The sequence below is a fragment of the Campylobacter upsaliensis genome (genome assembly GCF_900637395.1).
Lineage (GTDB): Bacteria > Campylobacterota > Campylobacteria > Campylobacterales > Campylobacteraceae > Campylobacter_D > Campylobacter_D upsaliensis.
Genome location: NZ_LR134372.1, coordinates 676,066 through 700,198 on the forward strand (window position 1 = coordinate 676,066; position 24,133 = coordinate 700,198).

A 24,133-nucleotide genomic window follows, 5' to 3' on the forward strand; every position below is an offset into this window, starting at 1 on the left:
TTACCTCTTAAATTCAAGTTTTTTTTCTAGCATTAGGGTATTATCCGTGAGCTTAGCCCAGCTAAGATTTAAGGCATAAATTTTAGCATTACTAAGTTTCGCAAAGGGAAATTTGGCATAATAAATGTCCTCTTGCTTCTTTGTCGCTTCTTTAAAGATAGCCTTAGCTTGTATGCCTTTTAAAAGGGCTATTTTGCTTTCTTTAGCGATATTTACGGCGATATTTGGATTTTTGGAGGCTAGTTTGATGTGCTTAGTTTCTTCGTATGAGGCGATGATAAGGGCTAAATTTTCCTCATCAAAAGCATAAAAAGCACTAGCACTATAAACACCCTCATCATCACACACCGACAAGGATAAAAGCTTATTTTTTTGTAAAAAATGTAAAATTTTTTCGTTCATTGAAAAATTATACTTAATTTTTTTAAAAAAATGCCGATATGCTTTATAAAATTTAAAGGAGCTAAAATGCAAATTGATGTGAGTAAAAATCAAAATTTCTCCCTTGACTACACAACTAAAAGTGGCAAAAAACTAAGCCTTGATATGTATGATAATCAAAGTATCAATTATAGTAAAGACGACAATTCTAAAAATTTGAGCTTAAAAAGAGAGTATGGATTTAGCTTTACTTTTGAGGGTTCTAAACTCACACAAAATGAACTTGACGAGATTAAAGACGCGATGAAGGAAGTTGAGCCTATGATACAAAATTTCCTAGCAAATTCTAAGGTTGGGGAGCTTAAGCCAAAAGATTTGATACAAAGTGCTATGCAAATGGCAAATGTCCTCCCAACTCCAAAAGATGAAAATCATCAAAACGCCATTATGAACGGCTTTACAAATAAGCTAGAAAATTTGCTTAATAAAAATCAAACTCCAAGCAAGGAGCAAAATGCAACCTTATTAGAAGATAGTAAAAAATTACTCGATGAGGTTTTAGAACAGATGAAAAAACAGCTTGAAAAAATGCAAGAAAAAGCACAAGAACAAAACGCTACACAAAAAGACTCAAATTTCGATTTTTACGCTTAAAATTTGTAAGGGGAGCCAATCCTCCTCCCTTATTTAATCGCTTAATTCATCTAATAAATAAATTAAATGTTGCCAAGAATGTCTTGTAGTATCGCTTAGTCCTATCTCACAGGTGCTTGAGCTTGAATAAAATCTTGTGATTTTTAAATTTGCAAAATAATTTTTCAAATCTTTAAGAGCGTTAGCGTTTAATTTAGGCTTTATAAAGCTCTTATCTCCAGCAAAGCCACAGCAATGCGTTTGACTATGCTCATAAACCTTGCCTTTCGTGCAAATTTGAGCTAGTTTTCTTAAGGACCCATCAAAACCGCATTTTTTAGCAGAGCATACAGCATAAAGCCCTATATCTTCGTTAAGTGGCTTAATATTTAGCTTATTTAGCATTTTTTTTCAATAAATTCACTCATATCGTAAATTTTTAGCCTTTTGTCTAATTTTGAAACTAGCTCCGCACTACACGCACTATGATCGCACACTAAAGGGATTTTGCCATTTTCACTCAAGCTTAAAAGCTCGTCTTTAAATGACTTTAAGGGATTAAGCTTGGGCGTTTTTATGGTGTAGTTTTTAAAGGCTTTTCCCGAGTGATATTTTCAGGATAAAGCACGCTAATATCAGCCTTTTTACAAAGACTTTCAAACACTTCTTGCAAAGCTCTTTTGTCCTTAGCCAAAGAAGAGGGCGCAAAGGCTCTATTTAAACAAGAGCTTAGATAAATCACGCTTTTTTCACTTTTAGGGTTTGAATTTAGAGCGTGATGATTTGCATTAGGCATAAAATAGGCACTATGGGGGTGTGAAATTTTTGATTAAGACCTAGGCTTAGTTTTTTCAGTGTTTGTTTGCCTAGGGTTTTTTGACCAAATTGAGCTAAATTTAAACCAAATTTTGCCATTTTGACACTTTTATCTAAATTTTTTTGCTAAGTAATTTGCTATGAAAAGCCCTTTAGCATTTTGATTATTATAAGCGGTGGCGATTTTCGCACTATCGATTTCTAAAGGGCAAAAAGAAGCACACATTGAGTAACTAGCACAGGTTTTTACTACGCCATATTCATAGCCTTTTTGAAGTTCGCTAAGCTCAAATTCCTCTTTTTTGCTTTTAGGCGTTTAATTTCTCTATGCACGGCGATTCTTTGGCGTGGAGTTAGGGTTAAATTTTTGCTGTGAATTTCTTTATCATCGTTGATAATAACGCCCGGATTAATTAAGCCTTTAGGGTCAAAAAGAGCTTTAATTTTTCTATGAAATTTGTAAGCTTTCTCTCCCCACTCTTGCTCGACAAAAGCTGCCATCATAGCTGTGCTCTGCCTTAATACTTCCTTTAAGAGAGATGACAAGATCGACTAAATCTTGCATAAATTTTTCAAAACTTAGCCTTTGTTTTTTATCATCTAAAAGAGGCGTGATGATAAAATGCACATTTCCACTTAAAGCGTGTCCAAAAATAATGCTCTCAAAGCCGTGTTTTGCAAAAAGTGTGGAGATATTTTCTATACCCTTTGCAAAATAATCCATCTCAAAACACACATCTTCAGTGATGATAACGCTACCTTTAGGGCGTTTAGACGCAGAGATAGGGAGTAAGCCTTTACGAATTTTCCACCACTTTGCTTGGATAGTGCTATCAAGGCTAAATTTAGGTTCAAAAAGGCAAGGAGCGTCTTTTAGGGCATTTTTAATGAAAACGATATTATTTAAAAGTTCTTGCTCATTATCACTTTGAAGTTCAATTAAAAGAGCGCAATTTGGACTTTTTAAAGAGCTTGGCATATCGCAAAGTCCTTTTGTAAGATCCAAACAAGCCCAGTCCATAAGCTCCACATCAAAGACTTTATCCTCGTAATAAGAGAGAATTTTAACAGCCTTAGAAGCTAGATTTAAATTTTCATAAAAAAGCAAACTAGTAGCCTTAAAAGCATAATCCTCGCAAGTTTCATACTCCACCCTACTTACAAAGCCCAAAGTCCCCTCAGCCCCTATGAAAATATGATTTAAAATGTCTATTAAATCACTAAAATCACACAAAGAATTTAGCCCATAGCCTGTGGTATTTTTAATGGCAAATTTACGCTTAATTTCTTTAAGCAAAAAAGGATCTTGCATAAGCTCTTCTCTTAAAGCTAAAAGCCCATTTTAAGACTTTTGCGTGAGCTTTGAAATTCTTTTAGGCTTTCTTCTTTGCTCGTGTCAAGGATAAAGCCGTCATTTAAGATAATACGCACAGATTTTATGGTTTGATAGCTATTTTGCTTAACTCCACACTCACATCAAATGAAATGTCCGCTTGCTTTAATTTCTTTAAAATTATCCACACAAAGCACTAAACACTATCACTTAAAGCCTGTCCGCAAAGGCTTGTTCCGCTGCCTTTAAAGGTTAGGGGGATGTTTAATTTGTCGCTTAAACGATGATTTTTTGCACTTCTTCTTCGTTTTTAGGCTTTAAAACAAGCTTAGAGATATAGCGGTAGCAAGAGGCATCAAGCCCGTAAGCAAAGCGGTAAAGATAAGAGTCATAAAGTCTATCTTGTAAAAATTCTTGGCATCGTTTTTTGAAAAGCTTTAGCATAAATTTCCTTTCAATCGTTTAATGAATTGTACTTTTTAGCTATAATATAAAGATTAATTAAGATTTATTTTATAAGGAAAAAAATGCCAAATTTATATCTTCACTCACTAGGGTGTAATAAAAATTTAGTCGATAGTGAAATTATGCTAGGACGCCTTGAAAATTATACTTTGTGTGATGAGCCTAAAAGAGCTGATGTTTTGATTGTCAATACTTGCGGTTTTATAGAAAGTGCAAAAAAAGAGAGCATAGAAGCGATTTTGAATTTGCATAAAGAGCGTAAGAAAAATTCCTTGCTTGTCGTTACGGGCTGTTTGATGCAACGCTACAAAGAAGAGCTTATGAAGGCTTTGCCTGAGGTAGATTTATTTACAGGGGTTGGCGATTTTGAAAAGATCGATACGCTCATTTTAAAAAAACAAAATTTATTTTCAAACTCGACTTATTTGCAAGAAGAGGGGGTTAAAAGAGTTATTACAGGCTCAAATTCACACGCTTTTATAAAGATTAGCGAGGGTTGTAATCAAAGCTGTGCCTTTTGTGCTATACCGCATTTTAAGGGACGCCTCAAATCGCGTGAAATTTCAAGTATCATAAAAGAGCTTGAAAGCCTTATATCTAGGGGCTATAAGGACTTTTCTTTCATCGCGCAGGATAGCTCGTCTTATCTTTTTGATAAGGGACAAAAAGACGGGCTTTTGCGTTTAATTGAGGAAGTAGAAAAATTAAAGGGCATAAGAGCAGCGCGCATTTTATACCTTTACCCTAGCACCTTAAGCGAAGAAGTGGTGCGTAAGATCATCGCTTCTAAGGTCTTTGTGAATTATTTTGATATGCCTTTGCAACACATTAGCGACAAAATGCTAAAAGTGATGAAAAGAGGCAGTAAAAAGGAGCAAATTTTAAAGCTTTTAAAGATGATGAGGGGGGCTAAGGATAGCTTTTTACGCACAGGTTTTATCGTGGGGCATCCGGGGGAGAGTGAAGAGGATTTTAGGGAGCTTTGTGAATTTGTGGAGGGCTTTGACTTTGATAGAATTAGCGTATTTGGCTATTCTAAAGAAGAAGATACTCTAGCCTTTGAAATGGAACAAGTGCCTAAAAAAGTCATCAATGCCCGTCTTAAAATTTTAGAAAAAATTGTCGCAAAAAGCCTTGAAAAAAGCTTTAAAAAAGAAGTCGGTCAAAAACGCTTAATCGTTTGTGAGGGTGAAAGTAGTGAGGGGGAATTTTTTATCGCTGGGAAAGATTTGCGTTGGGATAGGGAGATTGATGGCGAAATTCTTATTAATGAAAGCCAATGTGGTATTTTGGAAAGAGGTCAAATTTATGAATGTGAGATTACACAAGCACTTGATGTAAAACTCATAGCTAAGGCTTTAAAACTTGCCTAAATTAAGCTTTTTGGAGCATTTAAGAGAGCGTAAAAATTTACTTGCTTTTAGTTATGGTAGTGATAGCACGGCTTTATTTTATTTGCTTGAGCGTGAAAATATCATTTTTGATATGGCTTTGATTAATTATAAGACTAGGCAAAATAGCGATTTGGAGGAAGAAGAGGCACGCCTTTTAGCAAAACGATTTCATAAACAAATTTTCATACAAACAGCACCTCGATTTAAAGGAAATTTTGAAAAAAATGCTAGGGATTTTCGTTATGCTTTTTTTGAAAAAATTTGCATTGAAGAAGGTTATGAAAATTTGATCTTAGCACATCAGCTTAATGACTTGTTTGAGTGGTTTTTAATGCAGCTTAGTAAGGGTGCTGGAGCAATGGAGCTTTTAGGTATGAGTGCTTTTGAAAAGAGGGAAAACTACACACTTATAAGACCCTTGCTAAATGTAACTAAGGAGCAAATTTTAGCCTTTTTAAGAGAAAATAAACTCAAATATTTTGATGATGAGAGCAATAAAGACTTAAAATTTAAAAGAAATTTCATAAGAGAGCATTTTAGTGATGAATTTTTGAGACATTTTAGCAAGGGTGTGCAAAAAAGCTTTAGTTTTTTAAGGGAAGATTTAAAGATTTTAGGAGAAATTGAAGAGTTTGAGGGGATTTTAATCTGTGCTAAAAATGCAAGTTTGATCGCTAAGGCGTGTAAAAAACTAGGCATTGTGATGAGTGAAAAACAAAGAAGAGAAAGTCTTAGGGGAGATTGTGTGATAAGTGCGAGAGTTGGTGTAGTATATATGGAAAATAGGGCTTTTGTGTTTCATTATGAGTCTTGCGAGAAGCTACCTAAAAGCTTTAAGGAAAGATGTAGAAAGCTGCAAATTCCCAAGCTTTTACGCGCTTTTTGTTTTAACCATCAAGTAGAACTTGAAAAATTATCAAGCTTTGGACTTAAAAAATAAATTTTTTGATAGCTTAGGTGGATTAAAAAAATCACGAAAAACAACTGCAAAACAAGCCCAGCAAGAGGAAAAGAAGCCAAAAGGTAAAAAATGAGCGTGTGAAATTTAAATTCAAAAGGCGTGAATTTTTGCTCTTTGAATTTCTTTTTATCTAAAACGGCACTTAAAACCTCTAAAATAAGGGCATTATGAAAAAGATAATAAAAGGCTAGAAAAAAGGCTACTAAATTCACAAAAGGGATAAAAAATAAAATTAAAGCCAAGAAAAAAAGTGGGATAAATTTCAATAAAATTTTAAACAATTCTAGCAATAAAGCCACATCTCCCATCTTCTCTTTAGGCTCGTGGTGATAATATTTAGCGTTGATTTTAGCAGCAATTTTGGGTGTAAAAAAAGAAAGGATAAAAAGCGAAATAGCACTAGAAGTAAAAATCACAAAAAAACCCACAATTAAAAAATTGAAACTATTGATGATAAAACTCACAAAAGCAAAAGAATAAAGCCAAGCAAAAAAGCCCTCACTTTCTGGAGTAAAAAATGCGTCAAGGTAAGCCTTTATACTCGTAAAAGAATAATAACCCACAATCATCATAAAAGAAAAGCCTATCAAAGTGGAGAGTAGGGCGTATTTAAAAAATTCAAAACGCGTATAGTCTTTAAAACTTAGCCAAAAAATATTCATTAAAGTGCCTCATAACGCTTTTTAAGCTCTTTGTAAATGGCTTCATAGCTTAAGGTTTGGTTTAAAATTTCGTTTAAAATTTCATTATCTTCTTTATCGTTCCATAGTTTTTTATAAAGTCCCTCTTTGTAGCCGTGTGCTTGTCTAAAAGCGTTTAGGACATTTTTTCCAATGTAGATTTTATAAAGATTTTCTAAATTTAGCCCACACTTAGCACAAAGGATAAAAAATGCCGATAAAAGCTCACCTATATCAAAGCCAAAGCCGCTACATTTATGGATAATTAGCTCAATATCACTAATAATTGCATACATATCCTCATCACTCGGCGTTCCCTTTTCTTTTATGAAATCCTTAAAAGCACTTACAGAGCTAAGTTCCATAGCGATGAAGGAAAGCTCCTTTTTGCCCTTTTCTTCAAGCAAAAGACTTAGGATAAAATGCCAAATATCCACAAGTTCTATGCGGACATTATCCCAATTTGTTGGATTTTTAATGCTTTTCCAATGCTTCCACGCAAAAGAGTCGATTAGCTCGGCACACTCCATATAAATGCACCGCCTCCAACTTATGAGCTTACCCTCTTTAGTATAGCCATTTTCCCAGCCTTTTCCGTTTGTTTCGTCGTTTAATTTTTGTTGAAGTTTAAGCATATTTTCTAGTAAATCGGTATTTTTCATCATCTATCCTTAAGTGATAATTTCAATTTTTTCATTTAAATTTAAAATCCCCTTTTTAATCTCATCATTATAAATCCCCGCATTTAATATAAGCAAAACATCGCTTTTATCTTTTAAAATTTCAGGCGAGAAAACTTTAAATTGAGTTCCATAAAGTCTTTTGCCCCACTTGGCAGGGTCATTATCTAAAATCCCCTTTATTTTAGCACTACAAAGCCCATTATAAAGCAAAAATTGTGAAAAAAGATGCGCTCCAAAAAGATAAATTTCTTTTGTGCTTTCATTAAGAAGTTTGTTTAAAGTATCAATTTTTTCTTTATAAAAGCTCATCATATCTTCAAATAACGCCTTATTTTTAGAAAATTCGTTTTCTAAAATCACCTTGTCAGTTTTTATATTTTTGTCAATTTTAAGCGCATAAAAAATGCTATGCTCCCCAAAATAATGCTTTTTAAGGATTTTAAAGCCATTTTTAGCACTTAAAAATTCCAAAATTTTTTCGCTTAAAAAAAGCGTATGTTCAAAGCAAAGGCAATTAACAAATTTATTTTCTAGCCATTTTTGCATATTGGGGAGACTAAAGACCATTACCCCCCCCCCCCCCCCCAGCATTTGAGCACACTCGTTTAGGAATTTGTTTGGCTCATAAATGTGTTCAAAAGTATGAGAGTGCGCTATAAGGTCAAATTTTTTACCCTCCAAAGCCTTCTTTTCAAAAAAACCATCGATATAATTAATCCTTTCATCTTTAGCGCTTGAATTTGGTTCTATGATGGTATATTTTAAGCCCTCATCAAGCTTTAGGCACTCTTTTGCAAGTTTGCCGTGTCCTCCGCCTATTTCAAGCACGGATTTAGGCTTAAAGCTCATAAGAAAATTTGCAAATTCTTCGTGATGTTTTTGCCATAACGCTCCAACTGCACCAGCTCCGTGTCCGTTTTGATAAAGTAAATCAAGAGGGATAAGCTTTAAAAGCTCTATGCTTCCACTTTCAAAAATTCCAAATTCACAACGCGCGATAATGTCCTCCTCCTCTTTTTCGTTCGTGCAGCCACAAAAAAGTGGGAAATCATAGCTTGCAAGCACTTCGCAATTTTTCTCGCCTGTTATGGCACTTTCTTTTCTTAAAATATAATCCATAAACGCTTTCCTTAAGTTATTATAATGGCGTAAATTTAAGCTTTTGTTTTTAACGATTGATTAATATTAATCTTTTACAATTGCGAAGTTAAGAGTTTATTTTTTTTTTTTTTTGTATAATCTCGTTTTTATTTTATTTATAAGGATAAGTGATGAAACAAGGCGATTTTACCGAGGTTGCGAAGCATTATATTAACAGACCTGCTTATAGTGCATTTTTGCTTGAAAAATTGATAAAGTGTATTAATGATACTAATAAGCCTTTAGAGGATTTAAATGTCGTAGAAGTAGGTGCTGGCACAGGTAAGCTAACTAAAATGTTAGCTGAGATTTTTAAGCTTAACATCACTGCTGTGGAGCCTAATGATAATATGCGTGAAGAGGGCATTAAATTCACGCAAAATTGTTCTAATATCTCTTGGAAAAAGGGTAGTGGCGAAGAAACGGGCGTAGAAAGTGGCGTGGCTGATTGGGTGATTATGGCAAGTTCTTTTCACTGGACTGATCCTAATAAATCTTTACCTGAATTTGCGCGTGTTTTACACGGGGGGGGGGGGGTGTCCCCGGCGCAGGTTATTTTACCGCCATTTGGAATCCACGCCATATAGCAGAGGGATCGCTTTTTGATGAGATTGAAAAGGAGATTAAGCATATTGTTCCAGAGCTTACTCGTGTGAGTTCTGGCACTCAAAATGTGAAAAAATGGGAAGAAATCCTCGTTTCAACAGGGGATTTTAAGGACTGCTTTTTTATGGAGTGCGACTATACGGAAACTTGGAGCAAAGAACGCTACCTTGGTGCGTGGCACTCGGTAAATGATATACAAGCCCAAGCGGGTGCTTCCAGATGGCAAGAAATTTTAGAGATGATAAGTCATAAAATTTCAAAGCTTGAAAGCATAGAGATACCTTATAAAATAAGAGCTTGGACTGCTAAAAAAGTTTAAGATTAGAGGAGAAAATTATGGAAAAATTAGTTGAGCAAGTATGGGATTATACTAAACACGCGAAGTTTTATTCTTATCGCCCAAATTATGCGCCAAAGAGCATTGATATGCTTGTTTGTCTAGCACACGGGGGGGGGGGGGTGTCCCCGGCAACTCTAGCTTAAAGGTCGCTGATATTGGTGCTGGGACAGGAAATTTAAGCATTATGTTACTTGAAAGAGGGTGTGAGGTCGTTTCAGTCGAGCCAAATGACGCGATGAGAGAGATAGGCATAGAAAGAACTCAGGGGCAAAATATCAAATGGGTGCGTGCCACAGGCATAGACTCTACACTTAAAAGCGATGATTTTGACTGGGTAACCTTTGGCTCAAGTTTTAATGTAATGGATAGAAATGAGGCTTTAGAAGAGGCACATCGTTTGCTTAAAAAGGGCGGTTATTTTTCTTGTATGTGGAATCATAGGGATTTAAACGATCCTATGCAAAAGATCGCTGAAGACACCATAATGGAATTTGTGCCAAATTATACAAGAGGCACGAGAAGAGAAGATCAACGCCCTATCATTGAGAGTCGTAAGGATTTGTTTGATAATATCATTTATTTGGAAGAGGATTTTTATTTCCACCAAAGTATAGAAAACTACATCAATGCTTGGAAAAGCGTGAAAAATCCTTACTGGGATTTAGAACAAGCCGAAGGTGTAGAGCTTTTTGAAAAAATTGCTTCTAAAATTCGTGAGCGTTTGCCACAAGAATTTGACATTAAATACACCACTCGTTGCTGGAGTGCTAAGAAAATTTAAAGGATAAAAATGGCTTTGAAATTTCAAACTAAGGCTAGAAATTTAGCTTCTTTGGAGGGGAGATTAAAATCTGCTAAAATTTTACCTATGGTGCTAACGACTTTGGAAGATTTAGAAAAGGATACGCCAAAAATCCTTCAAGCAATAAGAAATTTAAAAGCCACCAAACTCATCGTTCGCTCTTCTTCTAGGGCGGAGGATAGCACGAAAAATTCAAATGCCGGGGCTTTTTTAAGCCTTGCAAATATCCACGCACATAACGAAAAGGAACTTTTAAACGCTCTTTTTAATGTGGGGCATTCAATGCCCTCCAAAAAAGATGAAATTTTAATCCAACCCTGCCTTGAAAATATAGAACTTTGCGGTGTTGGTTTTAGCGTAGATAAGGATAATTTTTCGCCTTATTTTTGCTTACAATATGACAAAAGTGGCTCAAACTCCTCTATAACAGACGGCAGCGCACAAAATGCCCTGACTTATTTTCACTACCGAGAATCTTTGAAATTTAAAGACGAGGAAACTAAAAGGGCTATTAGCCTCATTAAGGAGCTTGAAGCACTTTTTGCGTGTCAATTTTTAGACATTGAATTTGCTTTTGCAAATTATAAGGGCAAAAGGGAGCTTTTTTGCCTACAAGTAAGACCTTTGGTGATGGAGGGAAAGCTTAATTTATTTCACTCTTTACCTAAAGAAGCTTTAGAGAGATTTTACAAACGCTTTTTATCTTTACAAGAGCCTCGCCCTAGAATTTTGGGAGAAAAGGCTATTTTTGGCGTGATGCCCGATTGGAATCCTGCTGAAATTATAGGACTGCGTCCAAAACGCCTTGCTTTTAGTCTTTATAAGCAAATTATTACGGATAATATTTGGGCGTATCAAAGAGATAATTATGGCTATAAGGATTTGCGCTCTCACCCGCTTATCCACTCATTTTTAGGAATTCCTTATGTCGATGTGAGGCTTTCTTTCAATTCTTTTGTGCCAAAAAGCTTAAATGAAAAATTGGCAAATAAGCTTATTAACTATTATCTTAATGAGCTTGATTTAAATCACGATTTACACGATAAGATAGAATTTAACATCGTTTTTTCCTGCTATGATTTTAACACCCCACATAAGCTTAAAAAGCTCTTAAAACACGGATTTAATGAAAATGAACTTAAACGCCTTGAATTTTCTCTTTTAGAGCTGACAAATAATATTATCAATCCAAAAGGACTTTATTTAAAAGACATACAAAAAGCTAAAAAACTTAATGATATTTATGCAAAACTTACAAACTCGAAGCTTTCTTTACTTGATAAAATTTACTGGCTTTTAGAAGAATGTAAGCGTTATGGCACTTTGCCTTTTGCAGGGGTGGCTAGGGCTGGATTTGTCGCGATGCAAATGCTTAATTCTTTAGTAGAGATAGGCTTTTTTACACAAAAGGAAAGGGCGGATTTTCTTAATTCTCTTCAAACTATAAGCAAAACCTTAAGCTTAGAAAGTGAGAGTTTAAATTCTAAAACAAAACCAGCATTTTTAAAGAAATTTGGACATTTAAGGGCTGGCACTTACAATATACTTTCTCCGCGTTATGATGAGAATTTTAATGCTTATTTTGAACTGAAACAAAACGAAAATAAAACGAAAACAAAAGAGAAAAAATTTAGCCTAAGTGCAAGCAAAAAGGCTAAATTTGAAAGTCTTTTAAATGAGCACGGATTAAGTGTTGGGACGGATGAGTTTTTTAGCTTTTTAAAAGAGGCGATTGAGGGGCGTGAAATGGTTAAATTTGACTTTACCAAACTTCTTTCCCAAGCCATTGTTTTTATAGGGGAGCTTGGGGAGTATTATGGTATAGATAAAGAAGATATGGCACATCTTGATGTATCAGCCGTGCTAAATCTTTACTCAAGCCTTTATTCTCAAAGCCCAAGAGAGCAATTTATAAGAGAGATTGAGCATAATAAAAAAGAATATGAATTAACCAAAAGCATCAAGCTTCCGTCTCTTTTAAGCGATGCGGAGCAAATTTTTTCCTTTTTTGCGGCAAAACTTTGCCCTAATTTCATTACGCAAAAAAGCGTTGTGGCAAATACAGCTAAGGAAAATGAGGAGGATTTGGAGGGTAAAATCGTGCTTATTTATGCGGCGGATCCGGGATATGATTATCTTTTTGCTAAAAAAATCGCAGGTTTTATCACTTGCTATGGTGGAGCAAATTCACATATGGCTATACGTGCTTCAGAGCTTGGACTTCCTGCTGTTATCGGTGTGGGTGAGGTTGAATTTGAAAAATATCTTAAAGCAAGCCGTCTTAAGATAGAGTGTGAAAGTGAGCAAATCTTTTGTTTATAGGAATTTCACAAAGACTGCTTTTAAATGAAAGCTATTATGAATTAAGAGAGGCTTTAGCGCTTGAGTGGGGCGAATTCTTTAGAAAAAATTTAAGCTCTTTTTTACCTCTACCTTTAAGCTATGAGGTCGATTTTAAACTTTATGCCCCACATTTAAAAGGCGTGATTTTAAGCGGAGGGAATGATTTAAACTCGCTTAATCCAAACGAGCTTTCTTTAAAAAGAGATGTGTATGAGGCGAAAATTATTTCTTATTGTTTTAAAAAAAACTTGCCGCTTTTAGGCATTTGTAGGGGAGCGCAAATGATAGCACAGCATTTTAATTCTACCTTAAAACCCTGTCAAAATCACATCGGCACACATCAAATCACAACTAAAAAAGGCGAATTTGAGGTCAATTCTTTTCATAATTTTTGCATTGAGAATTTGGGAGAAAATTTAAAAGCTTTAGCCTTTACAAAAGACCAAAGCATAGAGGCTTTTAGGCATAAGAAGAAGCATATTTATGGTATTATGTGGCACATTGAGCGTGAAAAGGGCTTAAATGAAAATGCTATTTTTAAAAAATGGCTTAAAGGAGTGAAATGAAAGCGTTAATTTTGGCAGCTGGCTTTGGCTCAAGGCTTATGCCCCTGACTGAATTTGTGCCTAAAACTATGGTGAAATATCAGGGCAAAACTTTGATAGAATATGAAATTACAGCACTTAAAGAGGCTGGAGTGAGTGAGATCGCTGTGATTGGTGGATATTTAGCACCTATTTTAAGGGAATTTGTGGCTAATCTTAGCGTTAATACTTTTTATGAAAATAAAAATTATGATAAAACAAATATGCTTATGACGCTTTTTTGTGCGAGAGATTTTATGCAAAAGTGTATTGATGAGAAGCAGGATTTAATCATCTCTTACGCGGATATAGTCTATTTTAAAGAAAGCGTTGCGAAGCTAATGGAAACTAAGGCGGAATTAGCCATAGTTGTGGATAAGGCTTGGCGAAAGCTTTGGGAAAAGCGTTTTGAAAATCCTCTAGAAGATGCCGAAACGCTTAAAATAAGAGATGGTAAGATCAAAGAGCTTGGAAAAAAGCCTTCAAGTTATGATGAGATTGAAGCACAATATATAGGGCTTTTTAAAATTTCTCATCATTTTTTACCCCAGCTTTTAGCCTTTTATGATGGTTTAGATAGGGCGGTTTTTTATGATGGTAAAGACTTTGAAAATATGTATATGACGAGTTTTTTACAAGCTTTAATCGATAAATTTGATAATGCTTTGGCGGTGGAGATTAATGGAGGGTGGTGTGAAATTGATTTTAAGAAAGATTTGGAGATAGAATTTGTAACCCTATAATTAAATTGCTAAATTTAATTTCAATAAAATTAATGTCATTTTATTCTGTATAATCTTTTCTTATCTCATTTTTTAAAGCTCTTATGATTTGTTTCATTTCAAATTTTCTAAAATGTTTGGAATCGTGATAACAAATCGTAAAGAAAAGATTAAATCTATTGCTGTAAATTTTGGAAAACTTAAAATATTCGTCTCTATTCTATAAATAAGCTTTGTTTTTTTAACTTGATCTTGTGTTGTCATTTTCAAAATGGAACCTTCATTTACAAAGTCAAAAGTTACTATTTTTACAAGCCATAATGTGTTCCATTTTATTTCGACTTGTTGATATTAATATAAGGAAAATTTATATTTTAATTAAGAAGATATAGAGATTGTTGTGGAGAGTGAAAAATTTATTTAATCTTTCAGCAAAGAAAAAATCCTACAAAAATACTTTGCCTCATCTTTAAAAAAACTAGAAAACTACACCCTAAATTTTTATAAATTAGGATGGCTTTTTGCTTTTTTAAGTTTTTTACCCTTAGTAGGAGATCTTTTTGCTTTAGGACTTGGCTTTGCTAAATATCCTCTTATAAAAACAGCCTTTTTTATCGCTTTGGGTAAATTGAGTCGTTATTTTTTCTTAATTTCCCTTAGCTCTTAAATGATGAAAGCTCTCAAAGGCTTACATTTATCTCAAATTTATAAAAAACACTGATAGAAAAAAATAAAGTATAAAGCAAATTAGAAATAATAAAACAAAGAAAAAGATTAAAAATTGTCATAAAAACATTATAACTTTAAAATATATGTTTTAGTTTGTTTTTCATAAAGCAGTTAATCTTAAATTCTTAACATCTTTATCCAAACCTCATGGTGGGCCTAACAAGACTTGAACTTGTGACCTCACCCTTATCAGGGGTGCACTCTAACCAGCTGAGCTATAGGCCCTTTATAATGGTGGAGAATAGCGGGATCGAACCGCTGACCTCCTGCGTGCAAAGCAGGCGCTCTCCCAGCTGAGCTAATTCCCCAAAATTAGCTTATCAATCTTTAAAATCTAAACAAGGACAATTGAATAAGTTAGCTTTGTGAGAAAGCTACTTTTATACTCTATCCTAATGAAAGGATAAAGTTGTACTCTAGAAAGGAGGTGATCCAACCGCAGGTTCTCCTACGGTTACCTTGTTACGACTTCACCCCAGTCGCTGATTCCACTGTGGGGGATAACTAGTTTAGTATTTCCACTTCGAGTGAAATCAACTCCCATGGTGTGACGGGCGGTGAGTACAAGACCCGGGAACGTATTCACCGCAACATGGCTGATTTGCGATTACTAGCGATTCCGGCTTCATGCTCTCGAGTTGCAGAGAACAATCCGAACTGGGACATATTTTATAGATTTGCTCCACCTCGCGGTATTGCGTCTCATTGTATATGCCATTGTAGCACGTGTGTCGCCCTAGGCGTAAGGGCCATGATGACTTGACGTCGTCCCCACCTTCCTCCTCCTTACGAAGGCAGTCTCCTTAGAGTGCTCGACCGAATCGTTAGCAACTAAGGACGAGGGTTGCGCTCGTTGCGGGACTTAACCCAACATCTCACGACACGAGCTGACGACAGCCGTGCAGCACCTGTCTCAACATTCTAGCAAGCTAGCACTTCCGTATCTCTACAGAATTTGTTGGATATCAAGCCTAGGTAAGGTTCTTCGCGTAGCTTCGAATTAAACCACATGCTCCACCGCTTGTGCGGGTCCCCGTCTATTCCTTTGAGTTTTAATCTTGCGACCGTACTCCCCAGGCGGTATGCTTAATGCGTTAGCTGCATTACTGAGATGACTAGCACCCCAACAACTAGCATACATCGTTTAGGGCGTGGACTACCAGGGTATCTAATCCTGTTTGCTCCCCACGCTTTCGCGCCTTAGCGTCAGTTGAGTTCCAGCAGATCGCCTTCGCAATGGGTATTCTTGGTGATATCTACGGATTTTACCCCTACACCACCAATTCCATCTGCCTCTCCCTCACTCTAGACTATCAGTTTCCCAAGCAGTTTAATGGTTAAGCCATTAGATTTCACAAGAGACTTGATAATCCGCCTACGCGCCCTTTACGCCCAGTGATTCCGAGTAACGCTTGCACCCTCCGTATTACCGCGGCTGCTGGCACGGAGTTAGCCGGTGCTTATTCCTTTGGTACCGTCAAAATTCTTCCCAAAGAAAAGGAGTTTACGCTCCGAAAAGTGTCATCCTCCACGCGGCGTTGCTGCGTCAGGGTTTCCCCCATTGCGCAATATTCCCTACTGCTGCCTCCCGTAGGAGTCTGGACCGTGTCTCAGTTCCAGTGTGACTGATCATCCTCTCAGACCAGTTAAGCGTCATAGCCTTGGTAAGCCTTTACCTTACCAACTAGCTGATACTATATAGTCTCATCCTACACCGAAAAACTTTCCCTATCTAACTTATGTTAGGTAGGAGTATGGGGTATTAGCACTCATTTCTAAGTGTTGTCCCCCAGTGTAGGGCAGATTAACTATACCTTACTCACCCGTGCGCCACTAATCCACTTCTAGCAAGCTAAAAGCTTCATCGTTCGACTTGCATGTATTAGGCACGCCGCCAGCGTTCACTCTGAGCCAGGATCAAACTCTCCATAGTTGTTTTATTAGGCTAAACCTAATAAGAAGTAATACTAAAGATAAGATTGCTAAAAGCAATCTATATAAGTTTCCTTAATATCTTTAGTGCTATGAAGTTTTAATCTAAAACTTTTAATGTTTATTTCACTTTATTTATAAAGTGTGGCTCAATCGTCACTTATTTAGATTTCAAAGATTGACTATAAGATTTGAATAACAATATCGATGTTAAAGAACAAGACTTTTTAGGTTTTTAATGAGGCTTAAAGCTGAGTTAAAAACAAAAAGAAATGAAATTATAGTAAAGAAAGCTTAAAATGGGATTAAATAAAGCATAAAAATAAGTTTATGGATGGATTAAGGCTTTGATCTAGGAGAGATTTTTGATGCTTGGGTTTGATCTGAAGAAGTTGAATCATTGTTCGAAGGCATTGATGATGAGTGGAGTTTGTGAGTTTATCGCTAAATTTTATAAAATTTTTCTCACTCCATTAGAGTCAGGTTCGCTTAAAAAGCCTATTTGACTTAATTGCTCTATGATAATTTCAGCTCTATTGAAACCGATTTTAAGTTCACTTTGTAAATATAGAGCATTAGTTTTGCCACCCTTTAAAATAGCCATTTTAGCCTCATCTAAAAGTTCATCTAAATTTCCTCTAAAACTAGTATTTTTAACGCTTGACGCATTTTTTAAAATGTCTGCTACCTCTACATCGCTTAGTTGATTTGGATCGACTACCATAATTTTTTCCTGCATTTTTAATCCTTTGCGTTAGAATGTAAAATTTCTCTTTGTCCTTTGGAATCAGGCTCACTTAAAATTCCCATTTGGCTCAATTGTTCTATGATATTGGCGGCTCTATTATAGCCTATTTTAAGACGGCGTTGCACATAAGAGATGCTCGTTTTGCCATCTTCTAAAATCACTCTTTTCGCCTCCTCAAAAAGCTCATCTTGTCCGCCTTCCATTTCGCCACTTATTGTTACTCCACTACTTCGCTCATCTTTTAAAAAGCTATCATCATATTCTGCAACTTGTTGTTCTTTTAGAAAATCCACAATTTTTTCAATTTCAAATTCGCTAGCAAAAGGTGCGTGCAAACGCACGATATTACTCGTTCCAGGAGGAGTAAAAAGGCAGTCTCCACGCCCTAATAAACTTTCAGCACCCATAGCATCAAGTATGACTTTTGAATCGATTTTTTGCCCTACCTTGTAAGAAATTCGGCTTGGTAAATTTGCTTTGATGAGTCCTGTAACTACATCAACGGAAGGGCGTTGAGTCGCCACGATGAGATGGATCCCACTTGCTCTTGCCATTTGTGCTAAACGCCCGATGTAAAATTCCACATCTTTACCTGCCGTCATCATCAAATCAGCCAATTCATCAATAATCACAACGATAAAAGGCAGTTCCTCCGCTTCACCGCTTAGTCTTACTTTTTCATTGTAATTTTCTATATTTTTGGTTTTTGCTTCAGCCATTAGGCGGTATCTACGCTCCATCTCTGCGACCATATTAGAAAGGGCATTGACAGCTTTTTTTGGGTCGGTAATAACAGGCGTTAAAAGATGAGGGATATCATTATAAATGCTAAATTCAAGCATTTTTGGGTCTATCATCATCAAACGCAAAGTTTTAGGACTATTTCGGTATAACAAGCTTAAAAGCATAGCATTTATCCCCACGCTTTTTCCACTTCCTGTTGTCCCTGCAATGAGAAGGTGGGGAAGTTTTTTAAGGTCGGTTACAAAGGCATTTCCCACTATATCCTTGCCGAGTGCTATGGTAAGTGGGCTTTTTGAGTTACGAAAAACTTCACTTTCTAAAATTTCTCTTAAATAAATGGTCTGCGTTTCTTCATTTGGCACTTCAATGCCGACTACATCTTTACCAGGAATAGGTGCTTGGATACGGATAGAGCGTGCCCTCAAAGCCATTGCTAAATCATCTTGTAAATTTAAAATTCGGCTTACTTTTACATCAGCACTAGGGCGAAATTCAAAGGTCGTTACCACAGGTCCTGTATAGGTGCTAATCACATCGCCTCCTATTTTAAAGCGGCGTAATTTCTCAAGCAGATCATAAATTTTTTTATCAATCTCGCTTTCGTCAATTTCTCGCTTTTTTTCATCAGGATTTGCAAGAAAATCAAGAGGAGGTAAAATGAAATCCTTTGGATTTTCAAAATTCCCCTGTTCTATCTCGGCTAAAAGAGCTTGATTTATAGCTATTTCTTTAGCTAAAACGCTTCTTTTTTGTGGCAAATTCTCTTCTGATACGATTTTAAAATCTTCTTTTAAAGGTTTTTTTGCCTCATCGTTAAGATAAAGTTTTTCATTTTTTTCCTCAACATCTTCAAGTTTAATGACGGAAGGCTTTGGTGGCATTATCGGGCTTTCAAGCTCTTCGACGACAAATTCTACATCTTGCCCTAAATTTTCTTTTAATTCTATGATTTCAAAATCGTCATTGCTTATTTGCGGTTGTGAATTTGCTAGAGGAGTGCTTTGAATTTCTGGCGTTTTTCTTAAAGAAGTTGTTTCTTCATTGAAGCTATATTTGCTATTTGTAGGAAGTGGGCTAAGATTTTTCAATTCTTCGTTTTCAAGTCTTTGAATTTGCTCTTGCACTTTTTTTTCTAAAATTTCATTTTGATTTTCTTTATATTCTTTTTCAAGTCTTGCTTTTTGCATTAAATTTTCTCTAGTTTCTAGCTCTTTAGTGAAAATTTTAGGCTTGGTTTCATTTTTTGGAGAAGTAATTGCTATATTTTTTCTTTTGTAGCTTGGCTCGTCTAAATTGTCCTTAATGTCAATTTGTTGAATATCCTCTGGCTTCTTAGGCTTTAAAAAACGCTCTGGTATCACTTCCATCTCCTCTTGTGGTATAAAGTTAAATTCCTCATCTAGCCCCATTACACTTTTGCTTGCTTTTTGTGCGAAAGAGCGTAATTCCTTAGAATTTTCATAAAGAAAACTTTGGGGATTGAGATTTTCAATTTCTATTTTTTCGTCTAAAATTTGCGTTTTAAGCTTGGCAAAATCGGCTTTTGCATTACTACTTGCTTTAAGATTATTTGTTTTTATCTCTTCTTCTATTGCAGGTTTTAAATTTTGCATTTTTGATGACGGGGTGTTTTCTTCTTTACTCTTTGTTTTTCTTTCTGCAAGCTCTTCTTTTTCGCTTTCCCCGCCAAAAATTTTCATTAAGATATTTTTGAAACTGCTTTCAAATTTAGCTAAACGCTCCCATTTAATTTCTATTTTAAACACTTCTTTGATGAAATTTGGAAAAAGTAGGCAAATAGAAAGAAGTAAAAATAAAAGTGCCACTATCCCACTTCCTATATGCCCAAAAAGCGTAGAAAATAAAGCATATAAAAGCTCTAAAATATAGCCATTATGCTTATCAAACACAGCAAATAAAAGCAAAGTGGCAAAAAAGGCAAAGCTTATGCCAAAAAGCTCCGTGCGTTTAAAAAGCTCTATTTTGTAAGATTTTTTAAAATATAAATAATTTAAAACAAAAAGGGCAAAAGGATAATAAATTCCAAATTCCCCAAATAAAAAGAAATTGAACTCATAAAGCCATACACCCATTTGAGGTGCTAACATACAAAGACAAAGATAAAAAATAATTAAAGATGAAAGGATAAAAATAGCTTCTTTTTTGATGTTAAATCCTTAAAATTTTATAAAAGAAGCTATTATAGCATTAAAGCTTTACATATAGTTTAACAAGCTTAGTTGTGATATGGTCGTGGTCGCTTTCATCGAGGCTTGATAGGCAAGTTGGGTTTGCATTAAATTCATTAAAGTTTCAGCATAATCTGCGTCATTAACTTTTGTTTTAAGTGTTTGCACATTCACTCCTAAAAATGTTACGCGTGTATTAACATTATCTATATTATTATGATACGCACCCATAGTGGTGTTAAGTTTATTGATGTGATCGCTTAAATGATCAAGCCTCTCAAGCGCACCTTGCATTCCTGTATTTCTAGGATTATCTCCGTCTGCATTAGCTCTCATATTTCCACTTAAAACCGCCTCTATCATCAAATCTAAATCCTTAATCACATCAACATTTGGCTCATCAATCACTAAAGAATTGTTCGCATTAAAGGAAAAATCCGGTCCCGGTTGAGAATTTGCCGTATGATTGTAAGGAGGCGGTGGAAATTGTCCGCTTTGTGAGTCGCTTAGAGAAACTCCTATATTCGTGCCTGTTGAAAGCTTATCTGTAACGCTAATACGCCCACGATAATCCATCGTAACATTTACGGTCGATTTTGAATCGCTCATAAGTTTTTGTAGGGTGTCGTATTGATTTGCATTAATTTGCCCATTATTTGGTGTGATGGTTTGCGTTGGCACTTGATCACTTGCAAACATTCCTATGATGTCGTTAAGCTGTCTATAAGTTATCTCATTTGGCGGAGTTACGACACCATTATTTCCTGTGGTAGGATTTGTATGCGTGATAGGAAAGGTGATAGTTTGACCCGGATTGGCAGGATCTGGAAAACTCACGGTTGAGTTTTGCAAATCAACCGTTACATTATAGGTATTTCCACCCTTTGAATTGACGGTTAAATTTAAAGTGGAGTCCATAGCATTACCCGACATTACCTCACTTAGCTTTGTATCATCGGTGGCGTAGGCATTTGTGCCTTGTATGACTTGAGAAACATTACCTATAACAGAATTTCCGTGCTTTTCAAAAAAGGTATTATCATAGTCCGCTCCATTTGTCGCATTTCCTTGTGTGTCCGTTAGTTTGGAATTAATAAAATTTGTTTGGTGTAGGTCTATGGTAAATTGCTTATTGTTAATCGTTACGGTTACAGGCGAATTTAAATCCGTGATAGGATTATTTCCTGGAGGTGGATTACGCTTTAGGGCTTCTTCCATTACTAAATTTGTTAAGGCATCTTTATCTAAAGGAGGTTGAGCCGCCGCCATTTCCGTTTCTATATCTTTCATTTGCGTCTTATCACTAAACTGCGGAGTGTAAGCCACTGCGTGAAAATCAAGCTTATTATTGCCCTCTTTTAAATCTCTTATTTGAATTTGACCGCTATCGTTAATCGTTACATCGACTACTTTTTCGGTAGAGGTGTTACCATATAAATTGCCTATTTTTTCAAGCACATCTTCCATTTTATCCGTAGGATTAACCAAAACAGCAGATTTAAAGCTCTGTCCATCAGGCTTTACTCCTTGCACATAAAGCGTAGTTGGTGGAAATTTAAGCCTAGTGTCATCTTGCTCGAAATCTTTATCAATTTCTAACTTTTTATCTTTCACATAGCCAAGCCCGATTAAATCCTGCCATAAATTATCTCCCTTTAAATACTGCTTTTTGCTAGGATCTTTAATCAAATCGTGTCTATTATCCGTAAAGCTCTCATTGGTCGTAATTTGCTTTTGATAATCTCCATCGGCTTTGAAAAATAAATCAAAGCCCGGGATATTATAAGGACTTTCCGTCCCCGCACCCGTTACGACATTGACATTATTTTTATCGCCAAAATAATTGCCCTTAGAGTCAAAAGGCTTGTGATTGAGTTGGGCTCCTGCGAAAAGGTATTGCCCATTAATGCTCGTATTTGCAAGCTGGACGATTTGCTCTTTTATCTTTTCTAGCTCTTTAGCTATGGCTTCACGAGAGGTTTGAGAATTACTATCACTTGCAGCTTGAGTTACTTTAACCTTGAAATTTTCTAGCAATTTCACCATATCCTGCAAGGCTTTCATACTATTTGAGGTCATTTCTTTAGCTGAACTTGTCGCCTCTTTAATCTGCTCCAAAGTTTTTAGCTCATACTCAAGGCGCGTATTATCGATGTAAATGCTAGCATCTTCGTAAGAATCTTGTATTTTCATACCTGAGCTAAGTTGCATACTAAGCTTATTTAAAGCAGAAGCACCGCTCATCGTATTTTGAATGGAGTTTGTAAAATTAAGTTTATTTGTAACTCTCATTGTCTTTCCTTAATGATGAATTTAATCTTTTCAAATACTGCTACGACATTACAAGCAAAAAGCGTTCCTAAATTTAAAATTCCTTTTAAAGAATTTATAAACTTAAAAAAGTATAATTACGCTCTTAATATGCCCAAGTGGTGAAATTGGTAGACGCGCTAGACTCAAAATCTAGTAAGGGCAACCTTGTGTCGGTTCGAGTCCGACCTTGGGCACCATCACAAGTCGCATTAAAACCATCTCATCGCCGTCTAAAACCTTTAAATCCACGCTTTGACACTTAGGACATTTAAAAACATTTTCTTCTAAGATACTTTTTTCCCCACAAGAAAGACATAAAATTTCAAGCTCCGCCACCTCTACAAAAAGCCTAGCTTTTTGACAGAGTATAGAATTTTCTTTAAAAGTTTCAAAGCAACGCTTAAAAAGCGAGATTTCCACCCCGCTTAAACGACCGATTTTAACATAAATTTCGTTAATTTCTTTGGCGTTTTGAGTGATGGCATTTTCCTCGCAAAGTGTGATTAGGGATTCTACTATACTTAATTCGTGCATTAGCATATCCTAGGTAAAAGCTCGCCCTTAGGGCTTTCTAAAAAGCGTTTGGCGCCATAGCTATTTTGTAAAATCACCCTTGCTTTTTCGCTTGATAAAATTTCTCCTATAATGTTCGCATTTTTGTTATATTTTTGCAAGATTTCTAAGGCTTTTTGCGCGTCTTTTTGCTCTATGCAAAGCACAAAAGTGCCTTCATTGGCAAGTTCATAAGGCTCATAGCCAAATAGCTCGCAAAGTCCTAAAACTTCATTTTTAACGGCTATTTTTTCTTCATAAATTAAAATATCTTTTTTGCAAAAACTCGCCCACTCATTTAAAACAGCCGATAAGCCCCCACGCGTAGCATCACGCATTGCCACTATACTTAAATTTGCCTCCAAAAGCTCTAAAACTTCATCTTTTACGCACTTACAATCGCTTTTAATGTCCGCTTCAAGCGCATTTCTTTTTATAAGCACACTAGCGCCGTGTCTGCCTATATCTCCACTTATTAACACGCTTAAACCTGCTTTTAAATTCCTTGTTTGGCAGGGTTTTATGATTTGCCCTAGGGCTGTTGTATTGATATAAATTTCATCGCCTTTTCCCTTAGGCACGACCTTAGTATCCCCACAAACAAGCTTAACGCCTATATTATCGCACTCACTTTTAATACTTTTTAAAATTTTTTCTAATTTTTCAAAAGCAAATCCTTCTTCTAAAATCAAAGCAAGACTTAAAAATAAGGGTTTCGCACCCACCATCAAAATGTCATTGATTGAGCCACACACGCAAAGTTTGCCTATATTAACTTCCTCATCTAAAAAAATAGGACTTAGCACAAAAGAATCCGTGCTTAAAGCCATATCATCTAAAATGGCGGCGTCATTTGCCTCATTTAAAATATCGTTGTCAAAAAGCTTAAAAATGCCTTTCAAAAATTCGTTCATTTCTTCGCCACCGCCTCCGTGTGCTAGTGTGATTTGTTTCATTTTTAACCCTTTTAAATTTTTATGCTATTTTAACATTAAATATAAAATATTGGTTGGCGATTAATTAAAATCGTTTAGAATTTTAAG

The 24,133-nt window shown here is 35.7% G+C and carries 22 protein-coding genes, 3 tRNA genes, 1 rRNA gene and 3 pseudogenes; 10 read left to right on the forward strand and 19 right to left on the reverse strand.

Going from position 1 to position 24,133, the window contains the following annotated elements:
- Nucleotides 1-402: a hypothetical protein gene (locus tag EL158_RS03425; protein WP_027304266.1), complete on the reverse strand. Its 402-nt coding sequence runs from the start codon at nt 400-402 to the stop codon at nt 1-3.
- 66 nt (nt 403-468) lie between these two features.
- Here EL158_RS03425 and ciaI point away from each other — a divergent pair, with 66 nt between their 5' ends.
- Entirely contained in the window at nt 469-1,035 is a 567-nt protein-coding gene (ciaI, locus tag EL158_RS03430; RefSeq protein WP_027304265.1) for an intracellular survival protein CiaI, read from the forward strand.
- Nucleotides 1,036-1,068: 33 nt separating this feature from the next.
- On the opposite strand, the gene EL158_RS08710 is transcribed toward ciaI, so the two are convergent.
- The 7 genes from EL158_RS08710 to EL158_RS08730 all read right to left on the reverse strand — a co-directional run bounded on the left by EL158_RS08710 (nt 1,069) and on the right by EL158_RS08730 (nt 3,607).
- Nucleotides 1,069-1,419, reverse strand: coding sequence for a (Fe-S)-binding protein (locus EL158_RS08710; RefSeq protein ID WP_027304264.1), 351 nt, complete (start codon nt 1,417-1,419; stop codon nt 1,069-1,071).
- Complete coding sequence (locus tag EL158_RS08840) at nt 1,413-1,538, reverse strand: hypothetical protein (RefSeq protein ID WP_269470923.1); 126 nt, start codon at nt 1,536-1,538, stop codon at nt 1,413-1,415. Before EL158_RS08840 ends, EL158_RS08710 begins: the two co-directional genes overlap by 7 nt.
- Nucleotides 1,539-1,588: 50 nt before the next feature.
- Nucleotides 1,589-1,810: a hypothetical protein gene (locus EL158_RS08715; RefSeq protein WP_027304263.1), complete on the reverse strand. Its 222-nt coding sequence runs from the start codon at nt 1,808-1,810 to the stop codon at nt 1,589-1,591.
- Nucleotides 1,783-1,929 (reverse strand): hypothetical protein, encoded by a 147-nt coding sequence (locus EL158_RS08720; RefSeq protein ID WP_225532219.1) that lies wholly within the window; start codon nt 1,927-1,929, stop codon nt 1,783-1,785. Before EL158_RS08720 ends, EL158_RS08715 begins: the two co-directional genes overlap by 28 nt.
- A gap of 150 nt (nt 1,930-2,079) precedes the next feature.
- Nucleotides 2,080-2,331, reverse strand: a complete 252-nt coding sequence (locus tag EL158_RS08845) for an FAD-linked oxidase C-terminal domain-containing protein (protein ID WP_269470925.1) — start codon at nt 2,329-2,331, stop codon at nt 2,080-2,082.
- Nucleotides 2,279-3,142: an FAD-binding oxidoreductase gene (locus tag EL158_RS08725; RefSeq protein WP_027304261.1), complete on the reverse strand. Its 864-nt coding sequence runs from the start codon at nt 3,140-3,142 to the stop codon at nt 2,279-2,281. The genes EL158_RS08845 and EL158_RS08725 overlap by 53 nt, the downstream gene beginning before the upstream one ends.
- Before the next feature lie 297 nt (nt 3,143-3,439).
- On the reverse strand, nt 3,440-3,607 hold the full coding sequence (locus tag EL158_RS08730) for a hypothetical protein (RefSeq protein WP_225532220.1): 168 nt from the start codon (nt 3,605-3,607) through the stop codon (nt 3,440-3,442).
- A gap of 83 nt (nt 3,608-3,690) precedes the next feature.
- Between EL158_RS08730 and rimO the strand changes: the two genes are divergently transcribed.
- Nucleotides 3,691-5,001, forward strand: a complete 1,311-nt coding sequence (gene rimO / locus EL158_RS03440) for a 30S ribosomal protein S12 methylthiotransferase RimO (protein WP_027304260.1) — start codon at nt 3,691-3,693, stop codon at nt 4,999-5,001.
- Complete coding sequence (gene tilS / locus EL158_RS03445) at nt 4,994-5,962, forward strand: tRNA lysidine(34) synthetase TilS (RefSeq protein ID WP_027304259.1); 969 nt, start codon at nt 4,994-4,996, stop codon at nt 5,960-5,962. The genes rimO and tilS overlap by 8 nt, the downstream gene beginning before the upstream one ends.
- Here tilS and EL158_RS03450 read toward each other — a convergent pair.
- Genes EL158_RS03450 through EL158_RS03460 form a run of 3 tightly spaced genes read right to left on the reverse strand, consistent with a single transcriptional unit; the run spans nt 5,917 to nt 8,465 of the window.
- Nucleotides 5,917-6,645, reverse strand: coding sequence for an EI24 domain-containing protein (locus EL158_RS03450; RefSeq protein ID WP_027304258.1), 729 nt, complete (start codon nt 6,643-6,645; stop codon nt 5,917-5,919). The two genes, tilS and EL158_RS03450, sit on opposite strands and share 46 nt — an antisense overlap.
- Nucleotides 6,645-7,325 (reverse strand): dUTPase, encoded by a 681-nt coding sequence (gene dut / locus EL158_RS03455; RefSeq protein WP_027304257.1) that lies wholly within the window; start codon nt 7,323-7,325, stop codon nt 6,645-6,647. Before dut ends, EL158_RS03450 begins: the two co-directional genes overlap by 1 nt.
- Nucleotides 7,326-7,334: 9 nt before the next feature.
- Nucleotides 7,335-8,465 carry a class I SAM-dependent methyltransferase gene (locus tag EL158_RS03460; protein ID WP_126361495.1) on the reverse strand — a complete coding sequence of 377 codons (1,131 nt, stop codon included), beginning with the start codon at nt 8,463-8,465 and terminating at the stop codon, nt 7,335-7,337.
- 152 nt (nt 8,466-8,617) lie between these two features.
- Between EL158_RS03460 and EL158_RS03465 the strand changes: the two are divergent.
- From EL158_RS03465 to EL158_RS08735, 6 genes and pseudogenes are all read left to right on the forward strand, one after another.
- A pseudogene (locus EL158_RS03465) lies at nt 8,618-9,411 on the forward strand (class I SAM-dependent methyltransferase).
- 17 nt (nt 9,412-9,428) lie between these two features.
- Nucleotides 9,429-10,213 (forward strand): annotated as a pseudogene (locus tag EL158_RS03470) (class I SAM-dependent methyltransferase).
- Between the two features lie 9 nt (nt 10,214-10,222).
- Nucleotides 10,223-12,556, forward strand: coding sequence for a PEP-utilizing enzyme (locus EL158_RS03475; RefSeq protein ID WP_126361498.1), 2,334 nt, complete (start codon nt 10,223-10,225; stop codon nt 12,554-12,556).
- On the forward strand, nt 12,547-13,143 hold the full coding sequence (locus tag EL158_RS03480; RefSeq protein WP_027304251.1) for a gamma-glutamyl-CDP-amidate hydrolase: 597 nt from the start codon (nt 12,547-12,549) through the stop codon (nt 13,141-13,143). The genes EL158_RS03475 and EL158_RS03480 overlap by 10 nt, the downstream gene beginning before the upstream one ends.
- On the forward strand, nt 13,140-13,904 hold the full coding sequence (locus EL158_RS03485) for a phosphocholine cytidylyltransferase family protein (protein WP_027304250.1): 765 nt from the start codon (nt 13,140-13,142) through the stop codon (nt 13,902-13,904). The genes EL158_RS03480 and EL158_RS03485 overlap by 4 nt, the downstream gene beginning before the upstream one ends.
- Before the next feature lie 412 nt (nt 13,905-14,316).
- A pseudogene (locus tag EL158_RS08735) lies at nt 14,317-14,550 on the forward strand (YqaA family protein); the annotation flags it as partial.
- A 210-nt stretch (nt 14,551-14,760) separates the two neighbouring features.
- On the opposite strand, the gene EL158_RS03495 reads toward EL158_RS08735, so the two are convergent.
- The 6 genes from EL158_RS03495 to flgL form a co-directional block, all read right to left on the reverse strand.
- Nucleotides 14,761-14,837 (reverse strand) — tRNA-Ile (locus EL158_RS03495).
- Between the two features lie 7 nt (nt 14,838-14,844).
- Nucleotides 14,845-14,920: transfer RNA gene (locus tag EL158_RS03500), tRNA-Ala, on the reverse strand.
- 112 nt (nt 14,921-15,032) lie between these two features.
- Nucleotides 15,033-16,545, reverse strand: a 16S ribosomal RNA gene (locus EL158_RS03505).
- A gap of 450 nt (nt 16,546-16,995) precedes the next feature.
- Entirely contained in the window at nt 16,996-17,283 is a 288-nt protein-coding gene (locus EL158_RS03510) for a DNA translocase FtsK (protein ID WP_027303944.1), read from the reverse strand.
- Between the two features lie 2 nt (nt 17,284-17,285).
- The gene (locus EL158_RS03515) at nt 17,286-20,144 is read right to left on the reverse strand and encodes a DNA translocase FtsK (protein ID WP_027303945.1); all 2,859 of its coding nucleotides are present in this window, start codon (nt 20,142-20,144) and stop codon (nt 17,286-17,288) included.
- A 108-nt stretch (nt 20,145-20,252) separates the two neighbouring features.
- Complete coding sequence (gene flgL / locus EL158_RS03520) at nt 20,253-22,517, reverse strand: flagellar hook-associated protein FlgL (RefSeq protein WP_027303946.1); 2,265 nt, start codon at nt 22,515-22,517, stop codon at nt 20,253-20,255.
- 131 nt (nt 22,518-22,648) lie between these two features.
- Between flgL and EL158_RS03525 the strand changes: the two genes are divergently transcribed.
- Nucleotides 22,649-22,735: transfer RNA gene (locus tag EL158_RS03525), tRNA-Leu, on the forward strand.
- On the opposite strand, the gene hypA is transcribed toward EL158_RS03525, so the two are convergent.
- The gene (gene hypA / locus EL158_RS03530) at nt 22,689-23,072 is read right to left on the reverse strand and encodes a hydrogenase maturation nickel metallochaperone HypA (RefSeq protein WP_081788090.1); all 384 of its coding nucleotides are present in this window, start codon (nt 23,070-23,072) and stop codon (nt 22,689-22,691) included. The genes EL158_RS03525 and hypA overlap by 47 nt on opposite strands.
- Nucleotides 23,072-24,046 (reverse strand): hydrogenase expression/formation protein HypE, encoded by a 975-nt coding sequence (gene hypE / locus EL158_RS03535; RefSeq protein WP_027303947.1) that lies wholly within the window; start codon nt 24,044-24,046, stop codon nt 23,072-23,074. Before hypE ends, hypA begins: the two co-directional genes overlap by 1 nt.
- Nucleotides 24,047-24,133: the final 87 nt, after the last annotated feature.